Below are 26,966 nucleotides of genomic sequence, written 5' to 3'. Positions count from 1 at the left end.
AATCTAAAGGAATTTCTATGTCAGCAAAACACTGTAAGCTTCTTATTTTAGGTTCAGGTCCTGCAGGCTATACCGCAGCGGTTTACGCTGCCCGCGCGAATCTTGAACCGGTGATGATTACCGGTATGCAGCAAGGCGGCCAGCTGACGACAACGACGGAAGTCGATAACTGGCCGGGTGACCCGGAAGGCCTTACCGGCCCGGATTTGATGGTACGCATGCAGAAGCATGCGGAACGTTTCGGCACGGAAATTCTTTTCGATCATATCCATACCGCTGAATTGACCCAGAAACCGTTTAAATTAATCGGTGACAGCGGAGAATACACTTGCGACGCACTGATTATCGCCACCGGCGCCACGGCAAAATACCTGGGCCTTGAATCCGAAGAAGCCTTTAAAGGTAAAGGGGTTTCCGCGTGCGCAACCTGCGACGGCTTCTTCTATCGCAATAAAAAAGTCGCTGTCGTCGGTGGCGGTAACACCGCTGTTGAAGAAGCGCTGTATCTTTCGAATATCGCTTCTGAAGTCACCGTCATTCACCGACGTGACCAGTTCTCGTCCGAAAAAATTCTTGCCAAACACCTGATGGAAAAAGCGGAAAATGGCAATGTCAAAATCGAATTCCATTCCGAACTGGAAGAAGTACTGGGCGACAATATGGGCGTCACCGGTCTACGCATTAAAAATAACCAAAGCGGTGAGAGCAAGGAACTTGATGTTGCCGGCGTCTTTATCGCCATCGGTCACACGCCGAACACCGGCATCTTCGAAGACCAGCTGGCAATGGAAAACGGCTACCTGAAAGTACAGAGCGGATTGCAGGGCAACGCGACCCAGACATCAATCGAAGGCGTCTTTGCCGCCGGTGACGTTATGGACCAGCATTATAAACAGGCGATCACCTCAGCGGGGGCCGGTTGTATGGCGGCACTGGACGCGGAAAAATATCTGGATAACCAGGAATAATTTCGAACCTGTTACAAGCCACCTTAAACGGTGGTTTTTTATTGTCTTCATTAAATTCGACACTCAAAAAAGGAATCGACATGCGTTTAACGATGACGGTTTTTGCCGCTTTCAGTTTCATTACTATGCCTTCTCTGGGCCAGGCCGACGAGCATACTCAGACTTCCACACCAGCGATTCAAGCGGAGTTGACCACCTTAGAACAGAAGGCGAGCTACACACTCGGCGTCGATCTCGCCAAAAACCTGGCCAAACAAGGTCTTAAAATCGACGCCCGAGCCCTGGCCATGGGTCTGGATGACGCTTTGCAGCAACGGCCGCTTGCTTTAACTCCGGAGGAGATGAATACAGCGGTCATGGAAGCCAAAAAAATAATGCAGGCCGAACAGGCTGCGCAAAGAAAAATCCAGGCGGAAAAGAATGCCTTGGCAGGAAATGAGTTCCGTCAGAAATACGCGGAGCAGGAAGGTGTATTGGTGACCGAAAGCGGTATCTTATACAAAGTTCTGCAACAGGGAGAAGGTCAGTCTCCAACACCTGAAGACAACATCTTCACGCACTACGAAGGAAAATTCATCAACGGAAAAGTCTTTGACAGCTCCTATAAGCGCGGACGAGCATTAAGAATCCGGGCATCCGACGTGATTAAGGGTTGGGGAGAAATTCTGCAGCGAATGAAACCGGGAGATAAATGGGAAGTGGTTATTCCGCCGGAACTGGCTTACGGCGAAAAAGGCGCCGGTGACATGATCGGCCCGAACGAAACACTGATTTTCACTATCGAACTGATCTCTTTCGGAAAATAGTAACCAGCACTCCGTCGGCAAAACCAACAGACCTCTTTAAGTCTTAGGATTTAAGGAGGTATTTTATGCATGAAAAACACACAAACAGCGATAGGCAATCTGTAGAGGAAATCAATTCGGTAAAGTTGAGAGTAAGAGCCGTGCGAAGAAAAAAAAGCCCCAAACAACTTACAAGAATTTATTTGGGGGGTTCCATATAAAGGGAACAATCTTAGCTCTTTTAGAGGAGTGTTGTAATGAAACAACGGTTGTCATAGTAATCGAATCCGAACCAGATATCAACATCCTCTAATATTAAAAAGTATGAATAAATTCTTAATGACTCAACAGATTATACATACTTAACTACATACATTTATCCCCACCTACACAACATCAATAAGTTATTTTTATAATAGATCAAGATTTCCTGACAATTCGCATCAATTCAGACAGTCTCTTGCATCCATGCTTTCGATGAGATAATAGGCCGGTTCTTCATACGGGTGACTGGCAAAAAAGGCCTGCAAAACCGCTTTAATCTTCTCCTGCACAACATAGACTTCAACCTTATATTCCGGCACGACTTCAAGACGTCCTTGACTGCCGATAAACGGCTGACTGCCTTGCAACGGTTCAAACTGCCCCTGTCCTCGAACCTGCCAAGCACAGTGGCGATAATCTCCCTGCACACCCGCGCCCGCATCAAAAATCGCCTGCTTAACCTCCTGAAGGTGCGATTCAGGAACATAAAAAGCAAAGTGGTAAAAAGCCATTTTATCTTCTCCCCTGTTTTCCAGAATTTGCCCAAACGCGGACTTTATTCACTACAATAGTGCCACCCAAAAGACAATGGAGACATTAAACACTATGCGAACCTTATTAGCGACTTATGCCGGTATTCTGATGTTAGGCATCGCCTCACTGCTGACCCAAAACCACTATTTCGCCAATATCGCCGGTTTTATCTCCGCGATCGGTTTTATGATTATCTTCTTTAAAGACCGGCCGGAAAATGAAAGCGATGCAGCCCAAAAAATGCGTCGTTACTGGTATATCGTATTTGCCACCGGCATCTTTTTCAGCCTGATTTTCGGCAGCTTCTGGAACACCCATATGGGGAATATGGAAGTCCGTTAAGGCCGGTAAAACAAAAAGCCCCGTATAAACGGGGCTTAAGGGGCTTAAGTTGAATCACTATAAAGTTTTCTTATTTTTAAAAGAGTTCAATCTCACCTTCATCCATCGACTCGGTATTCACTCGACTCATACGAGATTCCTCAATCATCTGACGTTTAGCATGAATTTTCTCGCGGAACTGATCAATACGCGCACGGTATTCTTCTTCGCTTTGCGCCGGTTGCAGTTGATTCTGTTCCAGGAATTCACCGATCTCTCTAGAGAATTGATTCAACTGTTCCAGATGATTCATCGTCTGCTCAACCAACTGTCGGACAATATCTTCAAATTGAAGGGAACGGACCGCATTGGAGACACTGGTTTCGATTTCGGTAATCATTCCGGAAACATCGCCCAGTTTTGACGAGATACCGTCGTTCATCGCCGACAGGTCGCCCAGCATACTACTGACTTTATGTTGCGAAGAAACGGCATGTTCCATATCTTTACTGGCGGTTTCGCTGACGATATTACGTACCTGATCAACCGTTGTTCGCGCTTTTTCCGCCTGTTTGCGGATCTGCTCGTTAAGGATATTGGAATTCAGCGACAGCTTGCGAACCTCGTCGGCGACCACGGCAAAACCGCGCCCTGCTTCACCGGCGCGTGCCGCTTCGATCGCCGCATTAAGCGCTAGAAGATTGGTCTGATCGGCAATCCCTTTGACATCTTCAAGCAGGTTAAAAATCGCCTCAATCTGTCCAACCATGTCATCGATTTTATCGACGGTCTCTTTACTACGCTCGGAAGCATTGGTCAGAAGGTCGATCAGGTACTGCAGTACCGATTTAATTTCTGAAGAGAACTTCTGAATCGACATCTGATTACTGCCCTCGCCGCCGAGATTGTCCAGCAGCGAAAGTACCAGTTCGTATTCCGCACGCGTCTGTTGATGCAAACCGGAAAAACTGCTGTTCAGCGTTTCAATCGCTTCGGCGACCAGATCCTTCACCTGAACCAGTTCGCCGCGCACCACTTCCACTTCGCGCTCGATTACCGCATCCACATCTTTCATCACCACCTGCAGAGTCTCATCCGCAGTAGTCGCTTTCAACACAGCCTCGGCAACCTGAGAAGAAGCGGACACCGATGTGCCTGCCGCTTCCTGCAACGCCTGGCGTCGACGTAGCGTTTTTAACTGCCGCTCCTCTTGCTTGGCAAGATTTGCCGCTACCAAAAACCAGCTTGCAGAGAGCGCAACAATCATCAGTACATTGACAACCGTGTTCTCAAACAAGCTTAAAACAATGGCCAATACGGTTACCGTCAAGGGTATCCAATAGGCTCTGGCTAAATCGAGCATGACATTTTTCCTTTTGTATCCGGCTTTAATAAGCGCCTTTTGTCAACGATCAAGATAAAGCACGGATTATGCCATTTAAAATTAAATGTTTTTTCTTAATAAGATCTCTGTGTATCGGCAAAAAGCACTGCATTGCAGACTTGCACTCTTGCATGCAGCGGCAACCCTAAGACAAATAACCGTCAATGAACCGTACCGCTTTAGCGTATGGCATTGCCGGTAAAGAGCGGCTAACGGCTTCCAAGCTCAAGAATTTTCTGCGCAATCTGCTCTAATGGCAAAACAAAATCGACCGCGCCGATTTTGACCGATTCGCCCGGCATTCCCCACACGACACTGGTTTTCTCATCCTGAGCGACCGTTTTAACGCCTAGTTCATGCAGGTCTTTAAGACCTTGAGCTCCGTCCGCGCCCATTCCGGTCAGAATCACTCCGACCGTCCCGGTTCCCACCGCCTGTTCAACGGAACGGAACATCACATCCACAGAGGGCTTATGACGGTTAACCGGCGGCCCGTCATTCAAGCGGCAAACCAGACGACTTCCCTCGCGCATAACCAAAAGATGCTTATCACCCGGCGCAATATACACATGGCCTTTTTCAATAGGCATTCCGTCTTCGGCATGATGTACCGTCATGGCCGCAATGCTGTCCATACGATTTGCGAAAGGTGCACTGAATGCAGCCGGAATATGCTGAGTAATCACGATAGGCGGCGAATCAGCTGGCAGGCGCAATAAAATTTCCTTAATCGCCTCGGTTCCACCGGTTGAAGAACCTAAAGCGATTAACTTAAAGCCTGTCGTGGTTCTGGAAACGGACGGAGTCTTTTTCGGCAAGACGGCGTCGGCGGTATATTTTTCCGGAGAGGAAACAGTTGCCACCGCCGGCTGACGCTGTTGATTAGAGACATAGCGCGCATACTGGCGTTCCAGCATGTAACGACTTACTTTAGATGCCGTCTTGACTTTGCGTCTGATCTCGAAAGCATAGTCCTCGAAAGTATGATGAAGATCGATTTTCGGCTTGGTAACAAAATCAACCGCTCCGAGATCCATCGCTTCAAAAGTTACGTCAGCACCCTTTTCGGTCAGTGTCGAAATCATGACAACCGGCAAGGGATGCAAACGCATCAGGTTTTTTAAAAAAGTCACACCGTCCATTTTCGGCATTTCCACGTCCAGCGTCAGCACATCCGGATGCAGCAGTTTGATTTTTTCGCGCGCGTCATACGGATCGGAAGCCGTTCCGACCACTTCGATTTCCGGGTCGGAACCGAGCATCTCGGTCAGCATTTTTCTGACCAGTTCGGAGTCATCGACAATCAATACTTTTACCGACATATGAAATTCCTTTTCAATTTTCTATCACGCCAAAAACCACTTAAATCCGTAAGTTATCAGCGGATTTTGCGATAAATCGTTTTTCCCAGCAATTCAAATCGATCACAGACGTTATACAGTGATTCCGAATGACCGACAAATAAGTAGCCGCCGTTCGGCAGACGATCTGCATAGCGGTCGAACAGACGCGCCTGAGTCGGTTTATCGAAATAGATAACCACATTACGGCAAAAGATCACATCGATTGCGTCGCGAATCGGCCAATCCGCCATCAGGTTCAGCTGGGAAAACTCGATAATGTCCTGCAGTTCTTTTTTCACCTTGGCAAACCCTTCTCGCGCACCGGTTCCCTTCATAAACCAACGCTTTTTACGATCCAGATCCATCCCTTTCAAACGATCGACATTATAGATACCATTGACCGCCGTCTGTACCACATTCGAATCCAGATCGGTCGCAATCACTTTGGCATCCCAACCGGCCGGCACCGTTTCCTTCAGAACAATGGCAATGGAATAAGGCTCTTCTCCGGTCGAGCAGCCCGCCGACCAGACCCGTATCTTACGTTTGTCGGCATTTTTCTCCAACAACTCGGGAATAACCGATTGCGCCAAATGTTCGAAATGATGGTTCTCGCGGAAAAAGAAGGTCAGATTGGTCGTAATCGCGTTGATCAGATGAACGAATTCTTCCTCACCCTGCTTCTCAACAAAGTCCAGATACTCTTTGAAGCTTTGTTTTTCCAAAAATCGAATTCGTTTCGCCAGCCGGTTATACACCAGATTCTTTTTGGATTCATTCAGATCGATCCCCGCAAAGTCGTAGACGATCTTTTTAATCTTATCGAATTCTTTATCGGTAAATACAAACTCGCGCTCATCCATGATATTTACCCGCCCTCTCAATTCCTGATTAACGGATTTTGCTCCGTTAACGTTGAATGGTATGCTTGCGAAAGGTTATTGGAGATCGCTTTTCGACAAGCTCTACATATCCAGCCGACCGCAAATGGCCGCTTAACGGGATAATTTTGACAAAAACCTTAAAATCCGGGGTTAATAATGCTCACAATCACCCACAATCTTAACTCAAGTCAACTTGCTCCGGACCTTCAGAAATCCCTGCTCGCCTCCCTTAAAACCGGGCAGATACTTAACGCTTCGATTGAAAAAATCAGCGGTCAGGAAGTGACCTTACGCGTAGGACAGAATGTATTCACTGCCAGCACAACAGTAGGCGGACTGCAGACAGGCGAGGTGCAACTCAGCGTCAAACAAACTCAACCTTCTCTGGTTCTGGCTATCGCCCAACGCCCACAATCAACAGTCTCTCCACAGGAAGTGATTCAGACGGCAATCCGTCAACATCTAGCTAATCAGCAACCTCTCGGCCAGATTAGCCAGCAACTGACACAACTCCTGAACCAGCTGCCCAGTCAGCTTCAGCCTCCGCTAGCCGCTTTACTCGAACTGCTACGCAAACCGCTTAGCGCGAATTCAGGCAACGATCTCAGAAACCAGCTCAATAACAGCGGGCTTTTCCTGGAGTCCAAACTGTTACAGGGAAAACCCGACAACAATGCCCTCAAGCAAGACCTCAAAGCACAACTGCTGCAATTCAAACAGCTGACCCAGCAAAGTAGCGGCGTACAGAACGCAGCAACCCAACTGGCCAGCAAATTAAGCGATCAGGCAATCAGCAAAATAACCCTCAATCAGCTGCAACTGTACCAGAACCCAGAGGTGATCGGTTTTGAATTCACGCCCCCGAACCCGCAAACCATCGACGATCAGCTGGAGTTCAGAAAAAAGCGTACGGACAAAGGCAATCGTTGGGAGGTTTTTGTCAATCTGCAGACCGCAGACGGTGAACTGAAAAGCAAAATCAGTTTTGATGCCGAAGAAAATTTATACTGCGGCATCTGGTGCCAAAACGATACGCTTGGCAAGAGAATCGAAAGCAAGATCCCGCAACTGCATGACTTATTAAAGACGTTGGATCTGCAAAGCGTCCATCTGCGACTCCTGCCCTCACCGCCGGAACAAAGTAAACAGGGGCAAAGAGTCGCCCTGATCGATATTCATATCTGAGTACGGTCAGCCTCCGGCGTAATTTGTGGCAAATCAAGTCGTCTGATAAATTTTCATTCAGTTCCGTTATACCCCTAGACCTTTAGTGGGTAATCGGTTAATTTACCCTAAATCCCATTACTAAAAGAGTTTTGCGCATGGAAAACGCGGAAAAAAACCTGGACGATATTCAGGAACAGATTGATCAAAGCCATTCCGATGATGATCAGGTTTTAAGTTTTGTTCTGGGGAATGAAGAATATGGCGTCGATATCCTGAGAGTACAGGAAATCAAAGGCTGGGAAAAAACCACCGACATTCCGAACACACCCGACTATGTCATGGGTGTCATCAACCTTCGTGGCGCAGTTGTGCCGATCGTCGATCTCCGAGTCCGCTTCGGGCTGGACAACATCACCTATAACGACTCGACCGTCGTGGTGATTGTTCGCGCCGAAGACACCAACGGCAGTCACAAGATTATCGGAATGGTGGTTGACGGCGTCTCGGATGTACACTCGGTCAGCCAGCAGACGCTGCAGGCGGCCCCGTCGATGTCAGGCACGATCAATACGGAATACGTCAAAGGATTGGCGACAGTGGGGGATAAGATGGTCATTATCCTGCATATCGACCAGTTGATTAACGACGGCATTCTATCGGCGATAAAAAAATCGCTTAATATTGAATAGGCCTTGTTTTAAGGCCCGTATCATACGACAATAAAAATCATTTGATTGAAAGCAAAAAGAGAGATTAGGATGTCAAAAATCTTAGCAGTGGATGATTCAAAATCAATGAGACAGATGGTTAGCATGTCCCTGAAATCGGCCGGACACGACGTCACGGAAGCGGAAGACGGTTTAGCAGCACTGGATATTGCCAAACAGAACCAATTCGATCTCGTAGTCACTGATATCAATATGCCGAATATGAATGGCATTGAATTAATCACCGCCTTGCGCGCAATGCCGAACTACAAGTTCACACCAATTCTGTGTCTGACAACGGAATCCTCCGGCGACATGAAAACCAAAGGTAAGGAAGCGGGTGCAACCGGCTGGATCGTTAAACCTTTCAGCCCTGAAAAACTGCTTTCGGTTATCGGACGCGTCCTTTAACCCCCTACCGGTTGCGAAACTGCCATTTAATTGACCTGACAAAGGATTTAATGATGAGTTCTACCATTACTTTGAACGACAGTCTGATCATTAACCAGATTGAAGAACAGTTTGCGCAACTGAACGCCCAGTTCAATGAGGCGGAAAACGATATTATTATCGATGCTGCGGCTGTCGATACGATTGACACTGCCGGACTGCAATCCTTGCTGATGCTGATTCAAACCGCTGAAACCAACGGGAAAAGCATTCGCTGGGAATCGCCATCAGAAACCCTGGTTACTTCCGCCGATAAATTAGGCTTAAGTGCGATCCTGCGCTTGAACGCCTAAACACCACTACTTTTCCTCAGCCGTACCGGCTCAGCAATGCCCTCCTCCCAAAATACGCCACCGCAAACCCAGGCGGTTTCTCTGCAATACGACGGAGACGGCGCGCCGAAAGTGACTGCCAAAGGCCAAGGCTATATTGCCGAAGAGATTATTCAGACCGCAAAAGAACACCATATTCCGATCCAGCAGGACAGCGAACTGGTCGCTCTGCTCGGTCAGGTTCAGTTGGATCAGGAAATTCCGGAAAAGCTCTATGCGGCAGTAGCACAGGTTCTTCTGTTTGCATATGAAGTCAGCGGCAAAGAACTGCCGCATAAGCCGGAAGATTTATAGCGAAGTCGTGACGAATTTATTCGTGATTGGCAAAAATGGTATCGACATCAACCAGAATAATGACACTATCCTGATAATGGGCAATCCCTTGAATATGACGTGAAGCATTATCTTTTGTCGATGACAGCGCTTCGAACTTCTTCTCGGGAATATCTTTGACTTCCATCACAAAGTCCACCAGCATCCCAACCGTCCGCTCATCATCCAGTTCGACAATAATAATCCGCGACAGATCATCAATCTCTTTCGGCATCATATCGAACATAATCCGCGTATCGACTACGGTAACAATCACCCCGCGTACGTTGATTACGCCTAAAACCTGACGGTTTGCCCCAGGAACGGATCTGATCTGTCCTACGCGCAAGACTTCACGAATCTTGCTCACTTGTATTCCGTAAGTCTCATTTTCAAGAGCAAACATCACACAACGGACGCTCGGCCCCATAAAGTCTTCTTCATCCATATCGTTCATGATCGAGACATTATTAACGAGTCCTCTACTACCGCTAACTTGCATAAATCACCTCAAATTATTTATGACTAATACTGGAAGCGCTGAATCACACCGGGGAGATCCAGAATCAATGCAATATTACCGTTACCGGTAATGGTCGCTCCGGCATAACCGGAAAGTTTCTTCAACATAACCCCTAAAGGTTTGATCACGACCTCTTCCTGCCCGTTTACCTGATCGACGACCAGTCCCGCTCTCTGATTTCCGATGGAAACAATTACGACTTTATCGTCGTCATAACTTTCTTTGCTGCTTCCCGGCGACAACCATTCATCCAAGAAAAACAACGGAATACTTTTATCGCGCAACCGCACCATTCTCTGACCGTCGATTTTATTGGTCTTTGAAGCGTCGTAATCGAAAATTTCCTGCACGCTGGTTAACGGAATGGCATAGCTGTCTTCGCCGAATGCAACCATTAGCGTCGGCAGAATGGCCAAGGTCAAAGGTACTCTGATACTGATTTGCGTTCCCTGACCAAGAACCGAGTGAATATCGATACTGCCGTTGAGCTTGGTGATCATATTCTTGACCACATCCATACCGACTCCGCGGCCGGAAATATCGCTGATCTGCTCGGCCGTCGAGAAACCGGCGGAAAGAATCAGTTCAAATGCAGATTTATCATCCAGCTGATTCGCTGCCACTTCATCCATCAATCCTTTTTCGACCGCTTTACGGCGCAATACATCCGGATCCATCCCCTTTCCGTCGTCGGTAATCGACAGCAGAATATGATCGCCTTCCTGTTCCGCAGCCAGAATCACCTGCCCGGTTTCCGGCTTGCCGGCAGCAATGCGATCCTGAGGCATTTCAACGCCATGATCCACCGAGTTACGAACCAAGTGAACCAAAGGATCGGCCAGAGCTTCGACCAGATTCTTATCCAGATCGGTTTCCTCACCCTTGAGCTCGAGATCGATCTTTTTGCCGAGCTTTCGTGCCAGGTCGCGAACAACACGCGGAAAACGGCCAAATACTTTTTTAACCGGCTGCATTCGGGTTTTCATCACCGAAGCCTGCAAGTCAGTAGTGACATGATCCAGATTCCCCACCGCGTTCGAAATCTCTTCCGAACTGCCGCTGCTGCCGCGCAAAGTCAGAAGACGATTACGCACCAGAACCAGTTCCCCGACAAGATTCATGATCTCATCCAGTCGACGAGTATCGACGCGAACGGTAGATTCGGGATTACTCTTGGCCGGAGGTTTCGGAGCCGAAGCGCTGTTACTCTTCGGTGCCGCGGCTTGTGTTGCTCGGGCTGCGGGAGCGGCCGGAGCAGAAGCCGGTTGCGCGCTTTTCACCGGAGGAACCTCAAACGCATCATCTTCATGCAACATCAGATCGCGCTGATTCAGCAGGGCTTCAAATTCGTCGTCGGTAATTTCTCCGTCAGGATCCACTCCTTCGGGCAATTTCAGTTCGACAGTTGATGAAGCGGCTTGCGCCGCTGGGGATTGCTGGAGCTGGTCACGCTGATTTAACAGAGCTTCAAACTCATCATCGGTAATATCGCCGTCGGGATCCACACCTTCTGGCAATACAAGACTGACATCTGCAGATTGCGATGACGCGTTCGACTGGTCCCCATCACTGAGCAGGAAATCACGCTGGTTTAACAGCGCTTCAAATTCATCGTCGGTAATTTCGCCGTCCGGATCTACCCCTTCAGGAAGCTGCAAAGAGACATCTTTAACCGGCTCAGCGGCCTGCGGAACAGGCTGTTCAAGTACCGGCTCGGCAGCCGTACCTTTAGTCAACTGATCAAGCTCGGCCAATAACTGCGGATCGTTTTCCGGAAGATCACGCTCACCGGCATTCAAAGCTTCAATGGAATCGGAAATGACGTCAAACGCCCGTAGAATAACATCTGCCGCAACGGCATCGTAGGAAACATCGCCATTGCGGATCTTATCAAAGACGTTCTCCGCTCTGTGGCAAACTTCGACCAGCGGCGTAATTCCGAGGAAACCAGCACCGCCTTTGACCGTATGAAAACCGCGAAAAACGGCATTAAGCAAATCCGCATCGGTCGGAGACTGTTCAAGCTCCACCAGCTGTTCGTTCAACTGGTCAACCAACTCAGATGCTTCGACCAAAAAGTCGCTTAAAATTTCTTCATCCACGATCATACCCTCTGTTAAAACTTGAGAAGCGCGGCAAACCGGTTACGCTGTTCGCGCTGCGCTCTTCCATTGCCTGAAAACCGGCAATAATTTCTTATTAGGAATGAAACAGCAATCAATATGCCAAACAGAGTTTTTAAGACTAAATACCAAGATCACTCAGTAGATCGTCCACGTCGTCCTGTGAAGCAAGCGCGTCCTTTTTGGATTCACGTGTGACATTCGGACCGATCCCCTTCTCAAGTTCCTGCTCCGATTTCGGTTTATCAGGAATCGCATTATAGTCGTGACCGGCGTCCTGAATCAGAGCGATCAAGCTCTGTTCAAGCGAAGAGATAATCAAAATCACCCGGTTCAGAACCTGTCCGGTCAGATCCTGAAAAGATTGCGCCAGCATAATGTTATTCAATTCGTCTTGCAGCTTCTGCAGCGCGACCGCAATGTCGCTCGACGGATTTTGTCCCATAATCTGTTCGATCAGAGCCAGACTGTTTTCGGCACTGGTCAATGTCTTGTTACTGGCCTCCTCGACCGTATCGAGAACATACTGCAAACGCTCGGCGGCATCCGGAATATCGTGCTTGGTCTGCATCAGAAGCGGTAAATGATCCAGCTCGTCCAGAGTCTGGTGCAGGTCACGGGTAAGAGAGGAAACTTCCTCATACATGGATTTGTCATCTTGAGCGGCGAGTTGTTGGGTCAATACACGGGCAGTCGCCTGATCACCCGATTCCAGCGCTTTAACCAGGTCTTTGGCCAAAACGAGTTGGGGATTATTCTGGGAGGCTTGAGTCATCAATTAAATTCCTGAGGGTTATGGAAAGAACAGCAAACAACCCGCATTGAGCCTGGAAAGGACAGGCTCGATCTGTATATTTATTATAAGAATTATTAAGCTTGCTGACGCTGAGCAACGCGCTCGAAGATTTTCTGGATTTTTTCGTTAAGAGTCGCTGCCGTAAAAGGCTTGACAATATAACCGTCAACACCGGCCTGAGCCGCTTCCAGAATCTGTGAGCGCTTGGCTTCGGCGGTAATCAGAAGAAAAGGGGTATCTTTTAACTGCGCATCGGCACGAACTCGGCGTAGCAGCTCGATTCCAGTCATCTCCGGCATATTCCAGTCACTGACAATAAAATCGTACTTACCGGACTGGATCATCGGCCATGCGGTCGCGCCGTCATCCGCTTCGTCAAACTTGCTAAAACCAAGCTCTTTAAGCAAATTCTTGACGATTCGACGCATTGTCGAAAAATCGTCAACAACCAAAATATTCATATCTCGATTAATTTGCATCTGCTTTCCTTACTTTCGTTTATATTCCATAAAAATTTTGCTGATTCTATCACAGCCAGGCATCCATACGTGCACGGATCCGTTTTATCGCCTGCGAATGAATCTGACTGACCCGAGATTCGCTGACATCCAAAACCTGCCCGATCTCTTTGAGGTTCAACTCCTCGTCGTAATACAGAGCCATTACCAGCTTCTCTTTTTCCGGGAGATTCTCAATCTCTTCGGCCAGTGCCTGCTGGAAATTGTCATTAGCCAGCTCCTGAAGCGGCGTCTGGCCGTTGCCGACCATGCGGTCTTCCGCAAGCTCGTCATGATCTGGCTGATCTATCGACAGCAACTGAGCCGAATTGGTGTCGTACAAAGCCTTGTGATACTCTTCAAGACTCATCTCCAGCTCTTCAGCCACTTCATGATCATGTGCTTCGCGACCAAGACGCGATTCAACCACATTAATCGCTTCGCTGATCTCACGCGATTTACGGTGCACCGAACGCGGCGTCCAGTCCCCCTTACGGATTTCATCGAGCATAGCACCGCGAATACGGATGCCGGCATAGGTTTCGAAACTGGCGCCGTGATTATCGCTGAACTTCTGCAACGCCTCAATCAGCCCGATAATTCCCGACTGAATCAAGTCATCGACCTGGACACTGTCAGGCAAACGACCCTTGAGATGGTAAGCAATGCGTTTCACCAGAGGAAGATAATCCTCAAGGTTTTTCACCTTCGGTTGAGCTTGCTTCTGTACCTGTTCGTAGATGTGCGCCCCGGTCATGATCGGTTAACTTCCCTGAAATAGGTTCTCGACAAAAAACTGTAAATAACCGCTGGCATCTTTGGAAATCGGCCAGCGCTCAACACTGCGCGCCATAGATTCAAAAGATTTCGCGGCCAGACTGTTCGGACGGTATAACGTCACCGGAATCTGCTTCTGAACGGCATCTTTTAACGAGTAATCAAAAGGCACCGCGCCGAAGTAATCCAGCGATACATCTAAAAACTGTTCCGTCACTCGGGTTAATTTATCAAACAATTGCTTACCGTGTTCCGGTGTTCGAGCCATATTCGCCAACAGACGGAAACGCGACACCTTGTAATCGCGGTTAAGCACCTTAATTAAAGCATAGGCATCGGTAATCGAAGCCGGTTCGTCGGTAACCACAACAATCACTTCTTGCGCAGCGCGGCAGAAGCTGACAACACTGTCGGCAATCCCGGCGGCCGTATCGATCAGCAAGATATCCAAATCATCGGCCAACTCGCTGAAAGCGTTGATAATCCCGGCATTTTCCATCGCATTCAACTGCGCCATCCGTTTGACACCGGAAGCAGCCGGAATAATTTTAAGGCCGCCAGGACCTTCCTGAATGACTTCACGCAGCGTTTTCTGGCCATCAAGCACATGCGACAGGTTATATTCGGTATGCAGTCCGAGCATGATATCAACATTCGCCAAGCCCATATCCGCATCCATCAGCAACACCCGGTTGCCCATTTTGCTCAGAGAAATTCCCAGATTAACGGATACATTCGTTTTACCGACACCACCCTTTCCACTGGCGACGGCAATCACTCGAATCGGTTTTTGTGTGCCTGCTGCTCTCTGCATAGTCGATTGATTCGGCTGCTGTGCCTCTTTCTCCTGCGTTTGATTTGCCTTGTGCTGTGTGTGCAGATTTCTTAAACCTGCCGCCTGATCATTGAGCATTCGAGATCTCCTTAGCCATTCCCAAACGGAAGCTTTGCTCATCAATATTCTGTTTATTCTGTTGTCCGAGAACGATCGCACGATCGATCAAATCCCGCGGACGGATCATTTCCAAGTCTTCCGGGACTCTCTGCCCGGTACTCAAATAACCGATCGGCAGATTGGATTCCAATAATACCGTCAACACATTCCCCAATTGCGTCGCCTCGTCGAGTTTCGTCAGGATACATCCTTTGAGTACGACCTCTCCGAACGAGCGGACAATGTCGCGCATAACACTTAGCTGTGTCGCAGCCGACATCACTAAATAATTTCTTACCATATTGACGCCGTGATGTCCGGACGTCAGTTGACGGGAAAGCTGCAGATCTTTCTGACTCATCCCGGCGGTATCGATCAGCACCAGCTTTTTATTAGCCAGAGAAGTCAGCAAGCTGTATAACTCACCCTGAGTATTCGCCAAATGCACCGGAACCTGAATCAGGTCGGCAAACAGTTTCAACTGCGCCTGAGCACCGATCTTATAACTATCGGTTGTCACCAAAGCGATATCGGCCGGACTGTGGCGCATGACAAATCGGCTCGCCAGCTTGGCAATCGTGGTCGTTTTACCGACCCCGGTAGGTCCGACCAGCGCGACAATCCCGCCGCGGTCCAGAAGATCCCGTTCGTCCGAAGTGATCTTCTGTTCCAGTAAACCCAGAATGGATGACCATTCCAAAGAATTCTGCTCACTCGCTTTCGCAATCAGATTCTGGCTCAACTCCCAACCGAAGCCGAGTTCCATCAGGCGCTTCAATAAGGCGATTTTTTCAGGGTTGGCCAGCTCTTCCTGCCCCCAGGCCAGACTGGAAACCTGATTTTCCAGAAGACTGCGAACTTGTTTGAGTTCCTCTGCCATCTTCTGCAGCTCAGGCGCTTGCATCGCAGAGGGATTATGTCCGTCGAAGGCGACCTGCGATCGCTCACTCGAAGAATTACGCGAACTTTCCGTATAGTATCCGGAAGATTCAGGGCGTTCTTTTTCCGCCTGCTGATAAGCCATCGCTTCCGGATCAAGGGCTGCCACTATTTCGACACCCTCAGCGGTCTCTTTTGTCGACAAAATGACAGCGTCGTCCCCATGTGCGGCACGGACTGCATTCATCGCCTGACGCATGCTAGGCGCAAAATAGCGTTTTATATGCATCTATCCTCCCTGTCCCACATTCGCGACCACACTGATCTGTCGATTTTCCGGCACTTCTGAATATGCCAGAATCACCAGACTCGGCAAGCTATAACGGAAAAGGCGCGCCAACTGGGCGCGAATCTGCGGCGCAACCAGTAGAACCGGCGTCTGTCCTTTCACTTCAATTTTCTGCGATTCCTCTTTGAGGGTGCCGTGCAGACGTTCCGCAAGACCCGGCTCAACCGCTAACTGCCCCTCAGGAGCACCTTGAGTCGCTTGCAGCAATATCTGTTCCAGACTTGGATCTAATGTAATCACTTTAAGCTCGCCTTCGTTCCCCACCAGCTGCTGAATGATCGATCTGCCGAGTGCAGTACGCACCGCCATGGTTAATTCCGCAGCATCTTTACTGATGTCCGACTTACTGGTCAAAGTTTCCAGAATCGTACGCATATCGCGGATAGGAACCTTCTCCTGCAAAAGGTTCTGCAATACTTTCACCAGCGTCGCCAGAGAAAGTTTATCTGGAATCAATTCGGACACCAGTTTCGGCGATGACTGTTTCAGCTTGTCCAAAAGCTGCTGGACTTCATCATGGCCAAGCAACTCATACGAATAGTCCTGAATCAACTGACTGACATGGGTTGCAACTACCGTACTGGCATCCACGACAGTATACCCCAATGCCTGAGCCTGATCCTGATTCTCCGGCACAACCCAAACTGCGTCCAGTCCGAAAGCGGGATCTTTCGTCTTGATACCGTCAATCTCGCCAAAAACCTGACCCGGATTAATCGCCAGCTCCTTGTCCGGAAAAATCTCCCCCTCTCCGGATTCTACGCCCATCAGCATAATCCGATACTGATTCGGCTTCAGGTCGAGATTATCCCGGATATGTACCGGCGGGACCAGAAAGCCGAGTTCTTGAGAGACTTTACGGCGCACCCCTTTAATACGGTCCAGCAACTGGCCGTTCTGACTCTGATCGACCATCGGGATCAAGCGATAACCGACTTCCAACCCGAGCACATCGACGGCCTGTACGTCATCCCAACTGAGGTCTTTGGGTTTTTCCGTTTCTTCGTTCTGCGGAGCCGCGCCTTCGACCGGCTTGGCCGCCTCTTCCTCCTGTTTCTTATGAATCAGATAGGCTCCGGCACCGGCAACACCGGCAAAGGTCAGGAAGGCTGCATTCGGCATTCCCGGAATCAAGCCCATAAAACCGATTACACCGGCAGTCGTTCCCAAGGCTTTCGGGTTGGAAAACATCTGCATTTGCATCTGTTCGCCCATATCTTTTTTATCGCCGCCGGTAACGCGGGTAACGATAATAGCGGTCGCCGTCGACAACAACAGCGCCGGAATTTGCGCCACCAGACCGTCACCCAATGTCAGAATAGTATAGATTTCGGCCGCTTCACCGAAGCTCAGCTGATGCTGCCCGACCCCGATGGCAAAACCGCCGATCAGGTTGATAAACAGAATAACCAGACCGGCAACCGCGTCGCCGCGCACAAATTTACTGGCACCATCCATGGAGCCGTAGAATTCCGCTTCGGTGGCAATTTCGGCACGGCGCAGTTGCGCTTCTTCCTGAGTGATCAACCCGGCGTTCAGATCCGCATCAATCGCCATCTGTTTACCCGGCATGGAATCCAATGTAAAACGTGCGCTAACCTCGGCGACACGCCCGGCACCCTTGGTAATAACCACAAAGTTAATGACAACCAGAATGGCAAAAACGACCAGACCTACCGCATAGTTCCCACCGATAACGAATTCCCCGAAGGCCTCGATGACATTACCGGCTGCGTTACCGCCCTGATGACCTTCCAGCAGAATGACGCGGGTAGAGGCTATATTCAACGAAAGTCGGAAAAGGGTCGCGACCAAAATGATGGTCGGGAAAATGGCAAAATCCAGCGGGCGCTTTGCATACAGGGTTACGATCAGAACTACCAGCGACAGCGCGATATTGAATGTGAAAAAGATATCCAGCATAAAAGGCGGCAACGGAATCGTAACCATCCCCAGCAAAGCCAGCACGGCAAAAGGCACGGCGATGCTTTTGCTCCACCCCTGCTTGATACTGTTCAATATCTGACTGAAATCCATTTATTTAATCCAAACACCTATGTCGCTTGAGCGCAGCAACCTCTACGCCAATATTTATTCGGTGCGCACGTTTTCCGGAATCGGCAGATTCTGAAAATCAACATCCTGTGCGCTACCGTGTTCTTTCAGCTGGAATACATACGCCAGCACCGCCGCAACCGCCTTAAAGAGATCATAAGGAATCGGTTGATCGACTTCGGCATTATAGTACAAAGCCCTTGCCAGTGGTTGGGCCTCTACCACCATAATATTATGCTCCTGAGCGATCGTTCTGATCTGGGCGGCCATAAAGTCACTGCCGATGGCAACCACCACTGGTTCACTCATATTTTCAGGGTCATATTTCAATGCAACGGCAAAGTGCGTCGGGTTGGTAATGACAACGTCCGCTTCCGGCACCTTCTGCATCATACGCCGTTGAGACATCTCTCTCTGTACCTGACGAATCCGCCCTTTGACTTCCGGATTCCCTTCCTGCTGCTTGAACTCTTCCTTGACTTCCTGCTTGGTCATTTTCAATTGGCGATTATGATTCCAGAGCTGGAAAGGAACATCAATCAGTGCAACCAGCAGAAGCGAGAGACTGACAAAAATAAACGCCTCAACAATGATCTTTCCGGAGTGCGCCAGCGCGAAATCTTTCGGCTCGACGCCCAGCCCCAGCACTTCCGAAAAAATCATATACAGAAAAGCCGTCGCCATACTGATCACGAGCAAAAACTTAGCCAAAGCCTTGAAAAGCTCCATCAGAGCTTGTGCGGAGAATATCCGCTTAATGCCTTTGATCGGATTGAGCTTGGAAAACGACGGCGCCATAGCCTTGGTACTGAACGCCCAACCGCCGAGCAGCATCGGAGAGACAATAGCAATGAACAGCATCAGCAGCAGGAAAGGCAGGATCATCAAAATGCCTTCGATCATAATGGCGATAATCAGATCGGCCAGCTTTTTCTGATCGAAAGCGACATCACGCGAAAAACTCAAACCTCGCGTGAGAAGCGTTTCAAAATCGTTCATCATCTGAGCGCCATACAGATACAGAAAGACAGCGGCGCTCAACGTCATCAACAGCGTCGTTAACTCTTTAGAACGCGGAATCTGCCCCTTCTCCCGCGCTTCGCGGAGTTTTTTCTCGGAGGGTTCTTCAGATTTTTCCGTTCCGTCTTCGTTTTCCGCCATGTCTCAGCTCGCCCCTAAGGAGAAGTCAATTGCAAATGGGTCAGCGTCTCGATCGCCCGGTGTACCAGCTCCTGCAAGTGCGGGAGTATGACCGGAGTTGTCAAAGTCAACATCACTAGACCGGCCAACAAGGTGACTGGGAAGCCCACTGCAAAAATATTCAACGCCGGCGCCGCTCGAGTCACTACGCCGAAAGCGACATTCACCAGCAACAGCGCCGTAATAGCAGGTAAAGCAATCAATACGCCAGCAGAAAACATATAACTGCCGAACTCAAAAATCAAGCGCAGGCTTTCCTGATTGAGAAACTCCACACCTATCGGCAGATATTCAAAACTGTCCACAACTACGTGCAACACCAGAATATGACCATTTAACGCCAGAAACAGCAAAGTGACGATAATAACGAAATACTGCGAGACCACCGGCGTGCTGACGCCGCTGGTCGGATCCGTCATCTGCGCAAACGCTAAACCCATCCCCATGGCAATTAAATGACCGGCGACAACAAACGCCTGAAAAATAACCAGAAAAATCACGCCCATCGCCAGTCCGATCAGGACCTGTTGCAGGATGAACAGAACCCCTTTCCAGGTAAATGGATCCACCGGCGGCGGAACGGCAATGGAAGGTGCCGCGGCAATGGTAATAAACAGTGCAAGAATCACTTTCGTGCGTGTGGTAACGGCACGATTCCCGTACAGCGGAATAAGCGACAACATTGCCCCTATGCGCACAAAAGGATAGAAATAGAGCCCTACCCACTGCAGGAATTCGGTATAAGAGAAACTCATGCGCCGTGACTCGACATAGGCAAGCGGCCTAACCGATATAGGCCGGAATATTGAGAATCAATTCGCGGGTGAAAGAGACAATCGTTGTCAACATCCAAGGCCCGATAATAACCAAAGCCAAAGCGACAACCGCCAGTTTCGGAATGAAACTCAAGGTCATTTCGTTGATCTGAGTGGCTGCCTGAAACATCCCCACCAGAAGACCGATAATCAATGCCGGAACCAGAAGCGGAGCAGCCAGCATTGCTGTCACTTCCAGCATCCGCTGGCCCAGAGTCAAAACGAATTCCTGTTCCATCAAATACCTCCCGGCACGACAAAGCTATTGGCCAGCGTTCCGACGACCAGCGCCCAGCCGTCAATCAGCACAAACAGCATCAATTTAAAGGGAAGAGAAATAATCATCGGCGACAGCATCATCATCCCCATAGACATCAGCAAGCTCGAAACCACCAGATCAATAATCAGAAACGGGATAAACAGCATGAAACCGATCTGGAAAGCGGTTTTCAATTCCGAAGTCATAAACGCTGGAATCAAGACTTTAAACGGCACCGACTGCGGATCGGTCAATGTGACTCCGGCCATCTCGGCAAACATTCCCAAATCGTCTTCACGTGTCTGCTGCAGCATAAATTCATGCATCGGTTTGGAGCCGATTTCCACCGCTTCCTTAAACTGAATCTGCTCATCCAGATACGGCGACACGGCGGTGTCGTAAATTTTATCGAAGACCGGCGCCATAATAAACAGGGTCAGAAACAGCGCCAGACCGATCAGAACCTGATTGGAAGGCGTCTGCATGGTGCCAAGCGCCTGACGCAAAAGCGCCAAAACAATGACTATGCGCATAAACGAAGTGGTCGCAATCAATGCCGCCGGCAAGAGTGTCAGACCGGTCATCAACAACAGAATCTGCAGCGTCAGGGTATAGTCCTGATTGCCGGCGGCATCGGTTTCAACGGTAAATGCAGGTATACCCGGCTCGGCCCAACTGATAGCCGGAACAAAAAGTAACAGCAGCGGTAAAAATCGAATCACGAACGCCCCTCCTGCTTATCCGACTGCGGCGTCGAAGGCGTATTTACATCCGCGTTCGGCGTTTTCGACTTTGGCTGCATTGCTTCCTGCAAGCGCTGCGAGAAAGCACCGCCGGCAAAATTAGACAACGGCTTATGCTCGACTTCAACCGGCTCAGAAAGCTGATGTAACTTACTGATTTTACTGGTGGTCACCCCGACAACAATCTGCTCTTTTCCGGCTTGTAATAACAGAATGCGCTCGCGTGGCCCGACGGAAAGTGCGCCCAGAACACGTAGATTCCCTTCGGCAACGCCAGGAAAACGCCCGTAACGGCGTAGAAGCCAGGCGGCAGCAAAAATAATCAACAGAATAAAAATCAGCGACAGAAGAATCTGAGAAAAATAATCACCCGGCTGGGGAACGGCTTCGCCTAAGGTGACTTGGGCAGATGCTTTATCGGCGTTCTCAGCCAAAGCAAAAGAGGAAAAGAGCATTAAGAGAGCGGCCGCTCTCTGAAGAAAACGCCCAGCAGCAGAATGAGTTGTTGCCTGAAACATGAACAAGCCCTTGTATTTAGCTTTCAAAGTCTACGGTACGAAGCATATCATCATACCGTTCTTCGGACTACTTGAGCTTGCGAATTCTTTCTTGTGGGCTGACAACGTCGGTCAAACGAACCCCGAATTTATCGTTGATCACCACGACTTCACCATGCGCGATCAAAGTGCCGTTCACCAGCAGATCAAGCGGTTCACCGGCAAGACGATCCATTTCGATCACCGATCCCTGAGTATAAGACAACAGGTTGCGGATCGACACTTTGGCACGACCGATTTCCAGCTGCAAAGTAACCGGGACATCCAGAAGAACATCCAGATCAACTTTATTTTTCCCTGAAGCGGAACTATCGGCAATATCCTCAAAATCGGCTTTGCTGGCATTCGCCTGCTCGTTGAGAGCATCTCCCCAAGCGCTCATATCGTCGGCAGCGGAATCCCCATCGGCACTACCTTCCGCTTCGGCCTGTTCCGATAAAGCTTCATCCCATGCGCTTAGATCATCTTGTTCACTCACCGTACCACTCCTTCACATTCTCAATAGTTCGATCCTGATAAGCTGGATGATGCAATATCTGTTCCACCTTGACCGCTTTTTTATCTTTACTACGCCCAAGTTTTCCACGCATGATCGCGATATCCTCGGCTTTAATGGAAACCTGTTCCGGCATCTCGATCGGAATAATATCGCCAGTCTTCATCTTCATCAGGTCGTCAAAACTCATGACCACATCCAACAGGTTGACACTCAAATCGACTTCGATATTTTTCGCCTCTTCCTTGAGCGTACGCGACCAGCGATTATCGCTTTCACCCTGCAGGTTCTGCATCCCTTCTTCAAGTTTATCGCGAACCGGTTCCAGCATGGCATAAGGCATCACGATATCAACCCGTCCCTCAACACCTTCAAAACGGATATTGATCGGACTGACGACAATCATATCGGTCGGATCGACAATACCGGCAAATTTCGGATTCATCTCCGAGTGCATATACTCGATTTCGATATCCATTACCGGCCCCCAGGCCTTGCGCAGATTGTCCGAGATAATATCCAGAATACTGCGCACCATACTCATCTCAACCGGAGTATATTCGCGCCCCTCGATTTTGAAAGGCAACAGACCGGTTCCGCCGAAATAGATATCCACAGCAGTGAATACCAGTTTCGAATCGAGTGTAAACAGGGAGACGCCATTCAAAGGATTGACGCGATAAATATTGAGGCTGGTCGGGACAAACAGATTGCGCAGATAATCGATCATTTTAATGATCTTCACTTCCGACGCCGTCACCTCGACACTGGCCATAATCATTTCATTGAAGTGGCGCTGAAAACCGCGCGCAAAACGCTCATTGATAATATCCAATGCCGGCAGACGGCCGCGCACAATGCGCTCCTGGTTGGTAAAGTCGTAAACTTTGGCACCAACCGCTTCCGAGCCATCGTCGCTTTCGGTTTCGATATCGCCGCCGCCCATCCCTTTTAACAGGGCATCGACTTCATCTTGGCTTAAAATATCATCCATGAGACTGTTCCATAGTGTTTGCCGTCATCAACACATTCAGTTACTGCATAACAAAACGTGTCATATAGACATCTTCAACCAGATCCGGATAGATATTACTCTTTTCCAGAACCTGACGCGCCACGTCCAGAAGTTCCGCACGTAACTTATCCGGGCCTTCCGCTTGAATCAGATCGTTATAATGCTGATTACGCAACAGGCGTTGAATATCGTTCTTCAGAATTGGTCGCAGATGCTCCATATCCTCAACCACCTGAGGGTAATAGGTCATAAACTGTAAATCGACCGCCAGATATTTGGCCTTGCCGTCACCGTTGAAATTAACGACGAACTTATCCATCACAAAATAGACCGGCGGCGCTTCAGGAGCCGGTGGATCATACTGCTTGTACTTTGGCGAATAGGTCTTTGCGTGCCCTTTCGGCTCTTCCCCGTGCTCCGCCGAAGCGTGCATCTCTTCGGTTGCACCATTCGCACCGGTATTCCCCTGAGAATTCAGCAATAAATAAGCCATGACGCCAATTCCGACCAGCAACAGGATAACGATAACCAGCAGGATAATAATCAATCCTTTGCCACCGCCTTTTTTCTCTTCTTTTACTTCCTCTTCGGCCATGCTCTATCCCCTTTAAGTCAAACTTTTGTCAATCAATTCGGTCAATCAAGGCTGTTGAAATATCATCTGATCCTGAAGATCTTCGACCTGCGGTGCCTCACTCAGGCTACGCAACTTCTCTTCCGCCTCTTTATTGAGAACTATAATACTGATCCGGCGATTACGCGGATTATACGGATTCTCCTTATCAAAAGGCACCGTATCCGACATACCGACAACCTGAGCAATATGTGCGGCGTCGACCCCACCCTCGATCAGTAATCTGCGAGCGGCATTGGCCCGGTCGGCGGAAAGTTCCCAGTTGGTATATTCCGAACTCGAATGATAGCCCGATGAATCGGTATGTCCGGCAATACTGATTTTCTTATCGGTATTCGACAGAACCGATCCGACCTCTTTCAATAATTTAGCGGCATAATCTTTCGGCAGATCGACCCCGGTTCCGAACATCGGACGTTTGCGATCATCGAGAATCTGTACTTGCAAACCGTTCGGCGTGATCTCGATCTTAAGCTGTTCTTTAAGCTGATTGAGCACATCGTTTTCAGTGATTTTATTTTCAAGTTCCAGCTTCATCGCTTCCATCTGAGCCAACTCTTCCGCTTTACCCGAACCGTCTTCCTCACCCTCTTTCCCCTTAGGCGCATCCTTGAAGCCACCCATATCGATCATGGCGTCGGACGTCTGTCCTGCTTCTTTGGATTCAACCAGCGTAGAAGGCGAAGCTTCGATCACGGTCGGATCACGGAAAAATTCCGCCATCGCTTTCATCTCTTCGTCATTGGTTCCGCCAAGCACCCACAGCATCAGAAAGAATGCCATAGCGGCAGTCATAAAATCGGCAAACGCAATTTTCCATGCCCCGCCATGAGCCACATGCGGACATTTGTTTAAGCGTTTGATAATAATGGATTGTTCGTCACTCATGCTCTGTTCCTAACAATCTGCCGATCGAGTTTATTTCTGACTCTGCAGATATTCATCCAGTTCCTGGAAACTTGGACGATCATGTCCCGGTGCTGCCTTACGCCCGAATTCGACAGCAACCTGTGGTGCATAGCCGTTCAAATTCGCCATAAGACAGGTTTTGATCACGTGAAAGAAAGCCCCCTCGGCATCGGCACGGTTTGCCAGCTCAGAAGAAATCGGAGCAACAAAGCCGTAAGCAACCAGAATCCCCAGAAAGGTCCCGACCAGAGCAACCGACATATGATGGGCAATTTCCATCGGACCGGCATCAAGATAGGTCATGGTCACCACAATCCCCAAAACCGCAGCAACGATACCGAATGCCGGCAAAGCCTCGGCGACTTTGCCGATAGCACCACTGGGCATCATCGCTTCATGATGATGCGCATCCAGTTCCAATATCATCAGGTCTTCAAGCTGATATGGATTACTGGCGCCACTGACCATCAATCGTAAATAATCACAGATAAAATCAACCGCATGGTGATTTTTAACCACATTCGGCGCACTGTTGAACAGCTCGCTGGAATGAGGCTCTTCAATATCCGCCTCAATCGCCATTAACCCTTCGCGGCGCGCTTTATTGAAAATTTTAAACATCAGTCCAAGCAGTTCAAGAAACAGCTCCTTATTGTAAGGAGACGGTTTTGCCAACCCCAAAGCACCGGAAAAACCTGCTTTGATTACCCATCCGGGGTTGGCGATGATATAGGCACCCAGTGCACCACCACAAATAATCAAGACTTCCAGCGGTTGTACCAGGATGCCGAAACTGCCGTGCGGGAGATATCCCCCCAACAGCGTCCCTACGACCACTAAAGTACCAGCAATTGCTTTCATTATTAATTCTTCCTGTCTCTTAACTCTTTACAGCAAACCGCTGTCCAGAATTTGACACCTTGAACGGCTATTTTCTCTCGTTTCAATCACTCTGCAAGACTCGGGCCAACTCACTCTGTGCGCCTTTCAGCTGCTCAAGATTCTGGTCGATTTCCGACAGAATTCGACTGACCTGACTGGCCTCGTTCTGAGTTGCTCCCACGCGTCCCTGGCCACTTTCCATAACCTGAACCGCATTACGGGCCCGCTGTTGCAGCTCTTCGATAATACTTTGAATTTCGGTCGTCGCCTGCTGCGTTTTCCCGGCCAATATGCGTACTTCATCGGCTACCACGGCGAAACCGCGTCCATGTTCACCGGCACGCGCCGCTTCAATTGCCGCATTCAATGCCAGAAGATTGGTCTGTTCCGCGATATCACGGATCAGAACCAACACCGTACCGATATTACTGGAATCCTCTTCCAGCTGCTTAATTACCGTTGAAGCATGCTCGACTTCGTCCGTCAAACCGGAAACTTCGGAAATAACCTGCTGCGCCGAACCCATTCCCTGCTGAGAGCCCTCGGACAATTCAGCGACCAGCGCGGAAAGTCTCTGCGACAATCCAGCCAGTTCGGCACGGTCATACGGTTCCGGCTGCTGAACGGCAGGAACGGAACTCATCTCCTGTTGCTGAGCATAACAGGCCGCGAGCGTTTCATTTAACTCTTCCATCTGCTGTTCGAGCTCCTGCGCTCTGGACTGCGCACTCGAAGCCTCAATCATCTGTTTGGTAACCGCATCCGAAGCAGACTGCAGCAAATTATTCAACGCAGTGACCAATCGAGGATCACTGCTTTCGGATTTGATTTCCACCGTAAAATCTTCTCCACGACTGATTTTACGAACCTGCTCGACCAGTTCTTCCTGGTCACAGCTTCCGGGCTTATTACACCAGAAGAGGTAAACCAAAGCGCCGACAATCACGGCGCTGACCAGAGCTACCAGAGCGACAAAACCGATCGTCGGTATACCGGCAATCTCTGACCCAGCCTGAGCGGAACCGGCGAGCATCAACAAACCACTAAAAGTCACAAAGCGCATTTTCATATT

The 26,966-nt window shown here is 49.3% G+C and carries 31 protein-coding genes; 8 read left to right on the top strand and 23 right to left on the bottom strand.

Going from position 1 to position 26,966, the window contains the following annotated elements; genetic code table 11:
- Positions 1–17 precede the first annotated feature (17 nt).
- Entirely contained in the window at positions 18–968 is a 951-nt protein-coding gene (gene trxB / locus J3999_RS08575) for a thioredoxin-disulfide reductase (RefSeq protein ID WP_208127487.1), read from the top strand.
- 80 nt (positions 969–1,048) lie between these two features.
- Positions 1,049–1,774: an FKBP-type peptidyl-prolyl cis-trans isomerase gene (locus tag J3999_RS08570; protein WP_208127486.1), complete on the top strand. Its 726-nt coding sequence runs from the start codon at positions 1,049–1,051 to the stop codon at positions 1,772–1,774.
- A gap of 422 nt (positions 1,775–2,196) precedes the next feature.
- Here the strand turns inward: J3999_RS08570 and J3999_RS08565 are convergent, their stop codons facing one another.
- A complete protein-coding gene (locus tag J3999_RS08565) occupies positions 2,197–2,529 on the bottom strand; it encodes an NGG1p interacting factor NIF3 (RefSeq protein WP_208127485.1) in 333 nt (110 codons plus the stop codon).
- 94 nt (positions 2,530–2,623) lie between these two features.
- On the opposite strand from J3999_RS08565, the gene J3999_RS08560 reads away from it, so the two are divergent.
- Entirely contained in the window at positions 2,624–2,893 is a 270-nt protein-coding gene (locus J3999_RS08560; RefSeq protein WP_208127484.1) for a hypothetical protein, read from the top strand.
- Between the two features lie 76 nt (positions 2,894–2,969).
- Here J3999_RS08560 and J3999_RS08555 read toward each other — a convergent pair whose 3' ends face one another.
- From J3999_RS08555 to J3999_RS08545, 3 genes are all read right to left on the bottom strand, one after another.
- Positions 2,970–4,235: a methyl-accepting chemotaxis protein gene (locus J3999_RS08555; protein ID WP_243755395.1), complete on the bottom strand. Its 1,266-nt coding sequence runs from the start codon at positions 4,233–4,235 to the stop codon at positions 2,970–2,972.
- Positions 4,236–4,465: 230 nt separating this feature from the next.
- The gene (locus tag J3999_RS08550; protein WP_208127483.1) at positions 4,466–5,578 is read right to left on the bottom strand and encodes a chemotaxis response regulator protein-glutamate methylesterase; all 1,113 of its coding nucleotides are present in this window, start codon (positions 5,576–5,578) and stop codon (positions 4,466–4,468) included.
- 56 nt (positions 5,579–5,634) lie between these two features.
- A complete protein-coding gene (locus J3999_RS08545) occupies positions 5,635–6,462 on the bottom strand; it encodes a protein-glutamate O-methyltransferase CheR (RefSeq protein WP_208127482.1) in 828 nt (275 codons plus the stop codon).
- 177 nt (positions 6,463–6,639) lie between these two features.
- Between J3999_RS08545 and J3999_RS08540 the strand changes: the two genes are divergently transcribed.
- The 5 genes from J3999_RS08540 to J3999_RS08520 all read left to right on the top strand — a co-directional run bounded on the left by J3999_RS08540 (position 6,640) and on the right by J3999_RS08520 (position 9,433).
- Positions 6,640–7,668 (top strand): hypothetical protein, encoded by a 1,029-nt coding sequence (locus J3999_RS08540; protein WP_208127481.1) that lies wholly within the window; start codon positions 6,640–6,642, stop codon positions 7,666–7,668.
- A 137-nt stretch (positions 7,669–7,805) separates the two neighbouring features.
- The gene (locus J3999_RS08535; RefSeq protein WP_173285424.1) at positions 7,806–8,339 is read left to right on the top strand and encodes a chemotaxis protein CheW; all 534 of its coding nucleotides are present in this window, start codon (positions 7,806–7,808) and stop codon (positions 8,337–8,339) included.
- A gap of 69 nt (positions 8,340–8,408) precedes the next feature.
- A complete protein-coding gene (locus J3999_RS08530; RefSeq protein WP_173285426.1) occupies positions 8,409–8,768 on the top strand; it encodes a response regulator in 360 nt (119 codons plus the stop codon).
- A 53-nt stretch (positions 8,769–8,821) separates the two neighbouring features.
- The gene (locus J3999_RS08525) at positions 8,822–9,100 is read left to right on the top strand and encodes a lipid asymmetry maintenance protein MlaB (RefSeq protein ID WP_208127480.1); all 279 of its coding nucleotides are present in this window, start codon (positions 8,822–8,824) and stop codon (positions 9,098–9,100) included.
- 36 nt (positions 9,101–9,136) lie between these two features.
- Positions 9,137–9,433, top strand: coding sequence for an EscU/YscU/HrcU family type III secretion system export apparatus switch protein (locus tag J3999_RS08520; RefSeq protein WP_208127479.1), 297 nt, complete (start codon positions 9,137–9,139; stop codon positions 9,431–9,433).
- Positions 9,434–9,449: 16 nt separating this feature from the next.
- Here the strand turns inward: J3999_RS08520 and J3999_RS08515 are convergent, their stop codons facing one another.
- The 19 genes from J3999_RS08515 to J3999_RS08425 form a co-directional block, all read right to left on the bottom strand.
- The gene (locus J3999_RS08515; RefSeq protein WP_208127478.1) at positions 9,450–9,953 is read right to left on the bottom strand and encodes a chemotaxis protein CheW; all 504 of its coding nucleotides are present in this window, start codon (positions 9,951–9,953) and stop codon (positions 9,450–9,452) included.
- Between the two features lie 23 nt (positions 9,954–9,976).
- Positions 9,977–12,076 carry a chemotaxis protein CheA gene (locus tag J3999_RS08510; RefSeq protein ID WP_371811876.1) on the bottom strand — a complete coding sequence of 700 codons (2,100 nt, stop codon included), beginning with the start codon at positions 12,074–12,076 and terminating at the stop codon, positions 9,977–9,979.
- A gap of 142 nt (positions 12,077–12,218) precedes the next feature.
- Positions 12,219–12,872 (bottom strand): protein phosphatase CheZ, encoded by a 654-nt coding sequence (locus tag J3999_RS08505; protein ID WP_208127476.1) that lies wholly within the window; start codon positions 12,870–12,872, stop codon positions 12,219–12,221.
- Positions 12,873–12,967: 95 nt separating this feature from the next.
- The gene (locus J3999_RS08500) at positions 12,968–13,354 is read right to left on the bottom strand and encodes a chemotaxis response regulator CheY (RefSeq protein ID WP_202984561.1); all 387 of its coding nucleotides are present in this window, start codon (positions 13,352–13,354) and stop codon (positions 12,968–12,970) included.
- Positions 13,355–13,421: 67 nt separating this feature from the next.
- Positions 13,422–14,147, bottom strand: a complete 726-nt coding sequence (locus J3999_RS08495) for an RNA polymerase sigma factor FliA (protein WP_208127475.1) — start codon at positions 14,145–14,147, stop codon at positions 13,422–13,424.
- 6 nt (positions 14,148–14,153) lie between these two features.
- On the bottom strand, positions 14,154–15,080 hold the full coding sequence (locus J3999_RS08490) for a MinD/ParA family protein (RefSeq protein WP_208127474.1): 927 nt from the start codon (positions 15,078–15,080) through the stop codon (positions 14,154–14,156).
- A complete protein-coding gene (flhF, locus tag J3999_RS08485) occupies positions 15,070–16,269 on the bottom strand; it encodes a flagellar biosynthesis protein FlhF (RefSeq protein ID WP_208127473.1) in 1,200 nt (399 codons plus the stop codon). Before flhF ends, J3999_RS08490 begins: the two co-directional genes overlap by 11 nt.
- On the bottom strand, positions 16,270–18,366 hold the full coding sequence (gene flhA, locus J3999_RS08480) for a flagellar biosynthesis protein FlhA (RefSeq protein WP_208127472.1): 2,097 nt from the start codon (positions 18,364–18,366) through the stop codon (positions 16,270–16,272).
- A 54-nt stretch (positions 18,367–18,420) separates the two neighbouring features.
- Entirely contained in the window at positions 18,421–19,545 is a 1,125-nt protein-coding gene (flhB, locus tag J3999_RS08475; protein WP_208127471.1) for a flagellar biosynthesis protein FlhB, read from the bottom strand.
- A gap of 14 nt (positions 19,546–19,559) precedes the next feature.
- On the bottom strand, positions 19,560–20,339 hold the full coding sequence (fliR, locus tag J3999_RS08470; protein ID WP_208127470.1) for a flagellar biosynthetic protein FliR: 780 nt from the start codon (positions 20,337–20,339) through the stop codon (positions 19,560–19,562).
- A 28-nt stretch (positions 20,340–20,367) separates the two neighbouring features.
- Positions 20,368–20,637: a flagellar biosynthesis protein FliQ gene (gene fliQ / locus J3999_RS08465; protein WP_173285451.1), complete on the bottom strand. Its 270-nt coding sequence runs from the start codon at positions 20,635–20,637 to the stop codon at positions 20,368–20,370.
- Entirely contained in the window at positions 20,637–21,380 is a 744-nt protein-coding gene (gene fliP, locus J3999_RS08460) for a flagellar type III secretion system pore protein FliP (RefSeq protein WP_371811875.1), read from the bottom strand. Before fliP ends, fliQ begins: the two co-directional genes overlap by 1 nt.
- Entirely contained in the window at positions 21,377–21,919 is a 543-nt protein-coding gene (gene fliO / locus J3999_RS08455) for a flagellar biosynthetic protein FliO (RefSeq protein WP_208127469.1), read from the bottom strand. The genes fliP and fliO overlap by 4 nt, the downstream gene beginning before the upstream one ends.
- A gap of 67 nt (positions 21,920–21,986) precedes the next feature.
- Positions 21,987–22,436: a flagellar motor switch protein FliN gene (fliN, locus tag J3999_RS08450; protein WP_208127468.1), complete on the bottom strand. Its 450-nt coding sequence runs from the start codon at positions 22,434–22,436 to the stop codon at positions 21,987–21,989.
- Positions 22,429–23,448 carry a flagellar motor switch protein FliM gene (gene fliM / locus J3999_RS08445; protein ID WP_208127467.1) on the bottom strand — a complete coding sequence of 340 codons (1,020 nt, stop codon included), beginning with the start codon at positions 23,446–23,448 and terminating at the stop codon, positions 22,429–22,431. The genes fliN and fliM overlap by 8 nt, the downstream gene beginning before the upstream one ends.
- A gap of 40 nt (positions 23,449–23,488) precedes the next feature.
- Entirely contained in the window at positions 23,489–24,064 is a 576-nt protein-coding gene (fliL, locus tag J3999_RS08440; RefSeq protein ID WP_208127466.1) for a flagellar basal body-associated protein FliL, read from the bottom strand.
- 45 nt (positions 24,065–24,109) lie between these two features.
- A complete protein-coding gene (gene motB, locus J3999_RS08435) occupies positions 24,110–24,991 on the bottom strand; it encodes a flagellar motor protein MotB (RefSeq protein ID WP_208127465.1) in 882 nt (293 codons plus the stop codon).
- 30 nt (positions 24,992–25,021) lie between these two features.
- Complete coding sequence (gene motA, locus J3999_RS08430) at positions 25,022–25,873, bottom strand: flagellar motor stator protein MotA (protein ID WP_208127464.1); 852 nt, start codon at positions 25,871–25,873, stop codon at positions 25,022–25,024.
- A gap of 82 nt (positions 25,874–25,955) precedes the next feature.
- Positions 25,956–26,963, bottom strand: a complete 1,008-nt coding sequence (locus J3999_RS08425) for a methyl-accepting chemotaxis protein (RefSeq protein WP_371811874.1) — start codon at positions 26,961–26,963, stop codon at positions 25,956–25,958.
- Positions 26,964–26,966 lie beyond the last annotated feature (3 nt).

This window comes from Thiomicrorhabdus sp. 6S3-12 (assembly GCF_017571475.1).
Lineage (GTDB): Bacteria > Pseudomonadota > Gammaproteobacteria > Thiomicrospirales > Thiomicrospiraceae > Thiomicrorhabdus.
The sequence above is the reverse complement of the archived record's forward strand: the minus strand, read 5'-3'. Positions and strand labels throughout refer to the sequence as shown.

Excerpts from the sequence above, each read along its gene's own strand:
- trxB (WP_208127487.1), top strand. The coding sequence starts at position 18 with ATGTCAGCAAAACACTGTAAGCTTCTTATTTTAGGTTCAGGTCCTGCA.
- J3999_RS08570 (WP_208127486.1), top strand. The coding sequence starts at position 1,049 with ATGCGTTTAACGATGACGGTTTTTGCCGCTTTCAGTTTCATTACTATG.
- J3999_RS08565 (WP_208127485.1), bottom strand. The coding sequence starts at position 2,529 with ATGGCTTTTTACCACTTTGCTTTTTATGTTCCTGAATCGCACCTTCAG.
- J3999_RS08560 (WP_208127484.1), top strand. The coding sequence starts at position 2,624 with ATGCGAACCTTATTAGCGACTTATGCCGGTATTCTGATGTTAGGCATC.
- J3999_RS08555 (WP_243755395.1), bottom strand. The coding sequence starts at position 4,235 with ATGCTCGATTTAGCCAGAGCCTATTGGATACCCTTGACGGTAACCGTA.
- J3999_RS08550 (WP_208127483.1), bottom strand. The coding sequence starts at position 5,578 with ATGTCGGTAAAAGTATTGATTGTCGATGACTCCGAACTGGTCAGAAAA.
- J3999_RS08545 (WP_208127482.1), bottom strand. The coding sequence starts at position 6,462 with ATGGATGAGCGCGAGTTTGTATTTACCGATAAAGAATTCGATAAGATT.
- J3999_RS08540 (WP_208127481.1), top strand. The coding sequence starts at position 6,640 with ATGCTCACAATCACCCACAATCTTAACTCAAGTCAACTTGCTCCGGAC.
- J3999_RS08535 (WP_173285424.1), top strand. The coding sequence starts at position 7,806 with ATGGAAAACGCGGAAAAAAACCTGGACGATATTCAGGAACAGATTGAT.
- J3999_RS08530 (WP_173285426.1), top strand. The coding sequence starts at position 8,409 with ATGTCAAAAATCTTAGCAGTGGATGATTCAAAATCAATGAGACAGATG.
- J3999_RS08525 (WP_208127480.1), top strand. The coding sequence starts at position 8,822 with ATGAGTTCTACCATTACTTTGAACGACAGTCTGATCATTAACCAGATT.
- J3999_RS08520 (WP_208127479.1), top strand. The coding sequence starts at position 9,137 with ATGCCCTCCTCCCAAAATACGCCACCGCAAACCCAGGCGGTTTCTCTG.
- J3999_RS08515 (WP_208127478.1), bottom strand. The coding sequence starts at position 9,953 with ATGCAAGTTAGCGGTAGTAGAGGACTCGTTAATAATGTCTCGATCATG.
- J3999_RS08505 (WP_208127476.1), bottom strand. The coding sequence starts at position 12,872 with ATGACTCAAGCCTCCCAGAATAATCCCCAACTCGTTTTGGCCAAAGAC.
- J3999_RS08500 (WP_202984561.1), bottom strand. The coding sequence starts at position 13,354 with ATGAATATTTTGGTTGTTGACGATTTTTCGACAATGCGTCGAATCGTC.
- J3999_RS08495 (WP_208127475.1), bottom strand. The coding sequence starts at position 14,147 with ATGACCGGGGCGCACATCTACGAACAGGTACAGAAGCAAGCTCAACCG.
- J3999_RS08490 (WP_208127474.1), bottom strand. The coding sequence starts at position 15,080 with ATGCTCAATGATCAGGCGGCAGGTTTAAGAAATCTGCACACACAGCAC.
- flhF (WP_208127473.1), bottom strand. The coding sequence starts at position 16,269 with ATGCATATAAAACGCTATTTTGCGCCTAGCATGCGTCAGGCGATGAAT.
- flhA (WP_208127472.1), bottom strand. The coding sequence starts at position 18,366 with ATGGATTTCAGTCAGATATTGAACAGTATCAAGCAGGGGTGGAGCAAA.
- flhB (WP_208127471.1), bottom strand. The coding sequence starts at position 19,545 with ATGGCGGAAAACGAAGACGGAACGGAAAAATCTGAAGAACCCTCCGAG.
- fliR (WP_208127470.1), bottom strand. The coding sequence starts at position 20,339 with ATGAGTTTCTCTTATACCGAATTCCTGCAGTGGGTAGGGCTCTATTTC.
- fliQ (WP_173285451.1), bottom strand. The coding sequence starts at position 20,637 with ATGGAACAGGAATTCGTTTTGACTCTGGGCCAGCGGATGCTGGAAGTG.
- fliO (WP_208127469.1), bottom strand. The coding sequence starts at position 21,919 with ATGTTTCAGGCAACAACTCATTCTGCTGCTGGGCGTTTTCTTCAGAGA.
- fliM (WP_208127467.1), bottom strand. The coding sequence starts at position 23,448 with ATGGATGATATTTTAAGCCAAGATGAAGTCGATGCCCTGTTAAAAGGG.
- fliL (WP_208127466.1), bottom strand. The coding sequence starts at position 24,064 with ATGGCCGAAGAGGAAGTAAAAGAAGAGAAAAAAGGCGGTGGCAAAGGA.
- motB (WP_208127465.1), bottom strand. The coding sequence starts at position 24,991 with ATGAGTGACGAACAATCCATTATTATCAAACGCTTAAACAAATGTCCG.
- motA (WP_208127464.1), bottom strand. The coding sequence starts at position 25,873 with ATGAAAGCAATTGCTGGTACTTTAGTGGTCGTAGGGACGCTGTTGGGG.
- J3999_RS08425 (WP_371811874.1), bottom strand. The coding sequence starts at position 26,963 with ATGAAAATGCGCTTTGTGACTTTTAGTGGTTTGTTGATGCTCGCCGGT.